Annotated in this window: 1 protein-coding gene; it reads left to right on the top strand. The window is 39.2% G+C overall.

Annotated features, from left to right (window positions below):
- Positions 1-212 (top strand): hypothetical protein (locus FBT53_RS16185; protein WP_169630388.1); only part of this gene is annotated, 212 nt, incomplete at both ends.

Raw genomic sequence — 212 nt, 5'->3', positions numbered from 1 at the left:
TATCTAGTGGATACCAGATGCGTTATTATGTTTATGAGGGAGAAGCGTCTGAATTTAATATGGAAAACGTAGATACTGGTAACGAAACAGTATTTAGAGAGGCCTATGCTGATGGATTTGTTAACTTGGTTCAAAACGGTACCAATTATGAATTTACCGCAACAGGTTTAGCAGGCCCGTCGCCATTGGATAATCCAGAAGGTGCTTATTAT

It is taken from the genome of Flavobacterium sp. ASW18X, from assembly GCF_005144745.1.
Lineage (GTDB): Bacteria > Bacteroidota > Bacteroidia > Flavobacteriales > Flavobacteriaceae > Croceivirga.
This window is presented reverse-complemented; position numbering and strand designations above follow the sequence as displayed.